Here is a 6212-nt window from a genome sequence, read left to right as displayed (position 1 = left end):
CAGGAACAGCGCCAGCAAACGCTGGCCGAGCTGACCGCGCGCTACAAGGCCAATCCCCGCGACCGCAATACAGTCATCCACTACGCAGCCGCGCTGCGCGCTGCGGGCCAGCCGCAACAGGCCGCCGCGGCGCTGGAGCAGGCGATTGCCGCCTACCCCAACGATGTCGAACTCGCCGTCGCCTATGCCAAGGCACTGGCTTCCAAGGGTAATTTCGAGCAGTCGGTGGCGGTGATCGACCGGGTTATCCGTCCCGATGCTCCGGACTGGTCGGCACTGCTGGTCAAGGGCGCATCGCTCGACCAGATGGCTCGGCATGGCGAAGCGCGTGCCCTTTACGCGCAGGCCGCAACCATTGCGCCGGGCGAAGCTTCGATCGAGACCAATCTCGGCCTGTCCTACGCAATGACCAATGAATTGCCGACAGCCGAGCAGCATCTCCGGCGTGCGGTGCAGATGCGTGGCGCCACGACGCAGACGCGGCAGAACCTTGCACTGATCGTGGGCTTGCAGGGTCGCTTTCAGGAGTGCCGCACGCTCTATGCCGCGGAACTGCCGCCCGACCAGGTCGAGGCCAATATGGCCTATGTCCGCGCTCTGCTGACCCAGCAGAACCGCTGGGACATGATCGACAAGGGCTGATTGCCACTAACCGAAATCGTTGAAGTAGGTGCCCCGCGACCCGTGGCGGTGATCAGCCGCCACCGCCGCCCAGCATGCCATTGCTCATCACCTTGATGATGGCGGGGGCCATGATGACGATGAAGAGCACCGGTAGGAAGAACAGGATCAGGGGCACGGTAAGCTTGGGCGGCAGCGCGGCCGCCTTCTTTTCGGCGTCCATCATACGCGTTTCGCGACCTTCTTCGGCCATGACGCGTAGCGCCTGGCCCACGGAAGTACCGTAGCGGTCGGCCTGGATGAGAGCGGTCATCACGGCCTTGACGTTGTCGAGGCCAGTGCGGCGACCCAGATTTTCATAGGCTCGGCCACGATCTTCGAGGAAAGACAGTTCGGCTGTGGTCAGGGTCAGTTCTTCGGCGAGTTCGGCGCTTTGCTGACCGATCTCGCGGGCCACGCGCTTGAAGGCATGCTCCATCGACATGCCGGCTTCAACGCACAGCAGCAGCAGATCGAGACAGTCGGGCCAGGAGCGACGAATGGACGACTGCCGCTTCTGCGTGGCGTTCTTGAGCATCAGCACCGGCAGATAGGAGCCAACCAGCGCCGCACCAATGGAATAGAGCAGGTTGAGAAAGACGGGGCGCTCACCGGGCGTGATGAAGATCAGGTAGACCACCGCTACGGCGAAGACCACCAGCGGCGTCGCGAAGCGCTGGAACAGGAAGGTCGTGAGATGCCCCTGCCCGCGATAGCCGCCCATGGCGAGCTTGTCGACGGTGGTATCGTCCTGAAAGGCCTTCTTGAGGTCGAAGCGCTCGACCGCCTTCTTCATATAGCTCTTGGTTTCGGTGCTCCGCCGGATGGAACTTCGGCTATCTGTAAGGGCAGTGCCGCGCAGACGCGCCATTTCTTCGGCCCGCATGCGATCGCGCTCGACCGCGACGCGCTTGATGCGCGTGCGCATATCCTGCTTGACGATCATCGAGGAGCCGAAGGTGAAAACCACCGCTGCGGCAGAAATGGCCGCGAGCACAGCGATGAGGAATTCGCGGGAGGTGAGCATTTCGACCATGATCTGCCAGCCTCCGCGCTAGATTTCGAACTGAACCATGCGGTTCATCACGAACACGCCGAGGCTCATCATGATGGCGGCGACGCCGAGCCATATCTGGCCGATCGGTGTCGAAACCAGCGGCGAAAGATATTCCGGCGAAACCAGCGAGACCATGATCGCAACAACGATCGGCAGGGCGCCGATGATGCCGGCGGAGGCCTTGGCTTCGGACGACATGGCCGCCACTTTCTGTTTCATCTTCCTGCGGTTACGCAGCACGCGGGCAAGGTTGCCGAGCGCTTCGGAGAGATTACCGCCGGCCTGCTGCTGCACCGAGATCACGACCACGAAGAAGTTCACTTCGGGCAGCGGGACGCGATCGAGCAGGATCTGCACCGACTCCGTCATCGAGAAGCCGAAGGATTGCTGGTCCAATACGCGGCCGAATTCCGACTTCACCGGCTCCTTGGTGTCCTTGGCGACAACCCGCATGGAATCGTTGAGCGGCAGGCCAGTTTTGACGCCGCGCACGATGGCTTCAACGGCGTTGGGCAGCTCGTCGAGGAACTTGCTCTGGTACTGCTTGCGCCGGCGCATGACGTAGAAGCGCGGCAGGAGATAGCCACCGGCCACCGCGAAGATCGCGGCGAAATAGTAGGGCACCTGTACGATGAACAGGACGATGAACAACACGCCGCCAAAGATGATGCTGTTGCGAATGAAAGCCCCCGGCGAAATGGTCATGCCCGCCTGAAAGATGAGGTCGGGCAGTTTGACCCGTTTGCGGGCATTGAGCTCGTCCGTCTGGGCCTTGAGCGCCTGCTGAACCGTCTTGCGGCGCGCGTCGCGTGTGCGATCGGCGTCGAGTTCTCGACGGGAGGCACGGACGTCGCCCTGATAGGCCTTGAGGCGCTTGTCGGCCCGGGTATTGCCCAGAGCCGAGGGCACCAGGGCAAAGCCGGCGGCACCGACGGCGACAATGGCGAGAACAGCAAGCAGTATGGCGACAAGCATGCCTAGCGCCCCATCAGATCGTGCTGTTCGGTATTGGCCATTTCCAGCGCTTCGACCAGATTGGCCTCTTCGTTGAAGTAGCGCGCCCGTTCGGTGAAATTGGGCTTGGTGATGCCGGTCGAGCGGTGCTTTCCGAGCAGCATGCCGTTCGAATCTTCGCCCATGATGTCATAGACGAAGACGTCCTGGGTCACGATCACGTCGCCTTCCATACCCAGCACTTCCGAAATGTGGGTGATGCGGCGCGAACCGTCGCGGAGGCGGGCGGCCTGCACGATGACGTCGATGGACGAGACGACCATTTCGCGAATGGTGCGGCTCGGCAGGGCGTAACCGCCCATGGTGATCATGGATTCAAGACGCGAGAGCGCCTCGCGCGGGCTGTTGGCGTGCAGCGTGCCCATGGAGCCATCGTGGCCGGTGTTCATGGCCTGGAGAAGGTCGAATGCCTCCGGGCCACGGACTTCGCCGACGATGATGCGTTCAGGGCGCATACGCAGGCAGTTCTTGATGAGATCGCGCATGGTGATCTCGCCTTCGCCTTCAAGGTTCGGCGGGCGGGTTTCAAGACGCACCACGTGGGGCTGCTGAAGCTGAAGTTCGGCCGAGTCTTCGCAGGTGATGACGCGCTCATCCTTCTCGATGAAGGCGGTCAGGCAGTTGAGCAACGTCGTCTTGCCCGAGCCGGTACCGCCAGAGATCAGCACATTGGCGCGCACGCGACCGAGAATGCGCAGGACTTCGGCGCCTTCGGGCGAAATGGAACCGTATTTGACCAGCTGCTGCAGGGTCAGCTTGTCTTTCTTGAACTTACGAATGGTAAGCGCAGCGCCATCGATGGCCAGCGGGGGGGCGATGACGTTCACACGCGAACCGTCGGGAAGGCGTGCGTCGCAGATGGGCGAGCCTTCATCGACGCGGCGGCCGACCTGGGACACGATGCGCTGGCAGACATTCATCAGATGCGCGTCGTCGCGGAAGCGCACATTGGTCAGGCGCACCTTGCCACCGACTTCGATGTAGCACTTCTGCGAGCCGTTCACCATGATGTCGGCGATGTCGTCGCGGGCCAGAAGCGGCTCCAGCGGGCCATATCCGAGCACGTCGTTGCAGATGTCTTCGAGCAGGTCTTCCTGCTCGGAGATCGACATGACGATGGATTTGAGCGCGATGATTTCGCCGACAATGTCGCGGATTTCCTCGCGCGCCGACTGCTGCTCCATCGTCGCCAGCTGGCTGAGGTCGATGGAGTCGATCAGGGCGTTGAAAATCGCCGACTTGGTCTGGAAATATTCCTTGTCGCGCTGGGCGTCGACAGGATTGCGCACGTCGAGCACTTCGTCGCTGGTGCGCTGCCGCGCGGCCATGCCGTCGCTGTCCGAAGCCCGGCGTTGCGTCTGCGGCGCGGGAGCAGGCTCGGGCCGGGTAGCGCTCGGAATCGGACGTGGGACTTCGCCCACGCCAGGCGTATTGCCGCCGAATGTCGTCCGCTTTCCAAACATGCTCGCCTCGTTCTTCCTACTCTTCCACCAGCCGCGGGTCAGGCCCGCTTCTTGAGGAAGGACGGCAACTTCATCAGCCCCGCCGACTTGCCGGTGCCATGGGTGGGCTGACGCCCGGTCACCTGCATGCCGACATTGCGGTAGACCTCGTTGACCTTGTTGTTCGCCGACACCTCGGCGATCATCTGCCCGTTGTTCGCGGCCGTGCCGAAAAGCGCGGAATCGAAGCCGATCTGGCCGATAAGGCCGCATTCGACCGAGGCGGCGAATTCCGAAGCGCTGATCTCGGGACGCCGGGGAACGCCCTGCTTGTTGATGACAAGGCTCGGCGCCTTTTCGGTCGGGCGCAGTGCCTTGATCGTGTCTGCCAGGTTCTTGGCATTACGCAGATTGGCAAGGTCCGGCTCGGCGACGATCACCACTTCATCGATGGTCGAGAGCGTGTGGCGCACCCAGGCATTCCAGGCATGGGGAATATCGAGAATGATCACCGGCACGGAACGCTGGCAGATTTCGACAATCTGCTCGAACTCGCGCTCCTCAAAATCCCAGGTTCGGTCCAACGTCGCGGGGGCCGTAAGGAGGTTGATGTGGCTGGCCGCCTTGCTCATCAGGCGGTCGAGCATGGTCTGGTCGACCTTTTGATTGGCGAGAAGCGCGTCAGCAACGCCGTGGGGCGGGTCCTGGTTGAAGTTGAGGCCGGCCGTGCCGAAAGCCATGTCCATATCGAGGATAAGGCAATCCTGCCGGAGCACGGTGGCGATAGCCCAGGCGACATTGTGCGCCACAGTCGAGCCGCCTGCCCCGCCCTTGGCCGAGACAAAACCGATGGTCCGGCCGATTGGGGCAGCGCCCTCGCCGGCGAAGAGCTCGGTAATGGCGGTGACGATCAACTGCGCCGTTGCCGGCAACACGATATATTCGGAAATGCCCGAGCGAATGAGTTCGCGGTAGAGCAGCACGTCGTTGACGTGGCCAAGAACGATGACGCGCGTCGTCGCGTCGCAGACCTCGGCGAGGCGCCCGAGCGCGGCCGGAATTTCCTCGGGCGACTGCGTCGTTTCAACAATGATCAGGTTGGGCGTCGGATTGGTCTTGTATGTCTCGACCGCACCATCGATGCCGCCATTGTGCGTGGTCAGGGCAACCTTCGACATACGGCGGTCATGAACGGCGCTTTCGACCAGCTGGGCCGTCTGGGAATGCTCGCAGAAGGCCTGAATGGTGATGCGTGGCACAAGACGTGCGCCGGGGGAAATTTCCGCCGCTGCCTCTTCCTGCTTCTCCGGTTCGTCCGAGGTCAGGAAACTCTTCATGGTACTACTCCTTCACCTACGGATGATCAGTCGAGCACAAAGCCGACCGAGCCGCTGAACCCGCCACGCATGCCGCCGCTGCCAGCCACGCCATATTGATTTTCGAGCTTGCCGAGGAAAATCGCCTCAGCGTCGCTGGCCGGGGTCGAGAAATCGGTCGGCACAGCAATGGTGTTGGCCGGGCTCGGATTGACTAGATAGGGCGTGACCAGGATGACCAGCTCGGTCTGCCGGGTCTGGTACTGGTTCGACCGGAACAATGCCCCGAGGATCGGGATATTGCCCAGCCCCGGCAGTTGCGACGCCACGCGGCTGACACGTTCGTCAAGCAGACCACCGATGGCCAGGGTAGCACCGGCCGGCAGCTCCACTGATGTGGCTGCCTTGCGCGTCTTGAGCAAAGCAGCAACGTCTGGCTCCGACACCTCGGTTTCCACCTTGATGGAAATGAGGCCGCCGGTCTTCACGACAGGTGTGAAGTTAAGCTTCACGCCATATTCGCGTAGATCAAATTTGGGGTTACCGCGATCATCGGTGCCGTTCTGGTAGCGAACCTCACCACCAACGAGGAAGTTCGCAGATTCGCCCGAGAGGGCCGTCAGCGTCGGCTGCGCCAGGAGGCGCAAGGCTTCCCGATGTTCGAGCGCCTTGATGGCAGCGTCTATCTGCACGTTGCCGATCGGGAAGCCGCCCGTGCCGGCG

The 6212-nt window shown here is 62.3% G+C and carries 5 protein-coding genes and 1 pseudogene; 1 reads left to right on the top strand and 5 read right to left on the bottom strand.

Features of this window, described 5'->3' with window-relative positions; genetic code table 11:
- The coding region (locus J0I64_RS22210; protein WP_291412414.1) for a tetratricopeptide repeat protein at positions 1–642 on the top strand (642 nt) is incomplete at its 5' end.
- Positions 643–694: 52 nt separating this feature from the next.
- On the opposite strand, the gene J0I64_RS22205 is transcribed toward J0I64_RS22210, so the two are convergent.
- The 5 genes and pseudogenes from J0I64_RS22205 to J0I64_RS22185 form a co-directional block, all read right to left on the bottom strand.
- A complete protein-coding gene (locus J0I64_RS22205; RefSeq protein ID WP_291412412.1) occupies positions 695–1696 on the bottom strand; it encodes a type II secretion system F family protein in 1002 nt (333 codons plus the stop codon).
- An 18-nt stretch (positions 1697–1714) separates the two neighbouring features.
- On the bottom strand, positions 1715–2692 hold the full coding sequence (locus J0I64_RS22200; protein WP_291412410.1) for a type II secretion system F family protein: 978 nt from the start codon (positions 2690–2692) through the stop codon (positions 1715–1717).
- A 2-nt stretch (positions 2693–2694) separates the two neighbouring features.
- A complete protein-coding gene (locus J0I64_RS22195) occupies positions 2695–4194 on the bottom strand; it encodes a CpaF family protein (RefSeq protein ID WP_291412408.1) in 1500 nt (499 codons plus the stop codon).
- Positions 4195–4232: 38 nt separating this feature from the next.
- Complete coding sequence (locus J0I64_RS22190) at positions 4233–5510, bottom strand: AAA family ATPase (protein ID WP_291412406.1); 1278 nt, start codon at positions 5508–5510, stop codon at positions 4233–4235.
- A 26-nt stretch (positions 5511–5536) separates the two neighbouring features.
- A pseudogene (locus J0I64_RS22185) lies at positions 5537–6212 on the bottom strand (type II and III secretion system protein family protein); the annotation flags it as partial.

Origin of the sequence: Devosia sp., from assembly GCF_017307565.1 — a bacterium.
Classification (GTDB): Bacteria; Pseudomonadota; Alphaproteobacteria; order Rhizobiales; family Devosiaceae; genus Devosia.
The sequence above is the reverse complement of the archived record's forward strand: the minus strand, read 5'-3'. Positions and strand labels throughout refer to the sequence as shown.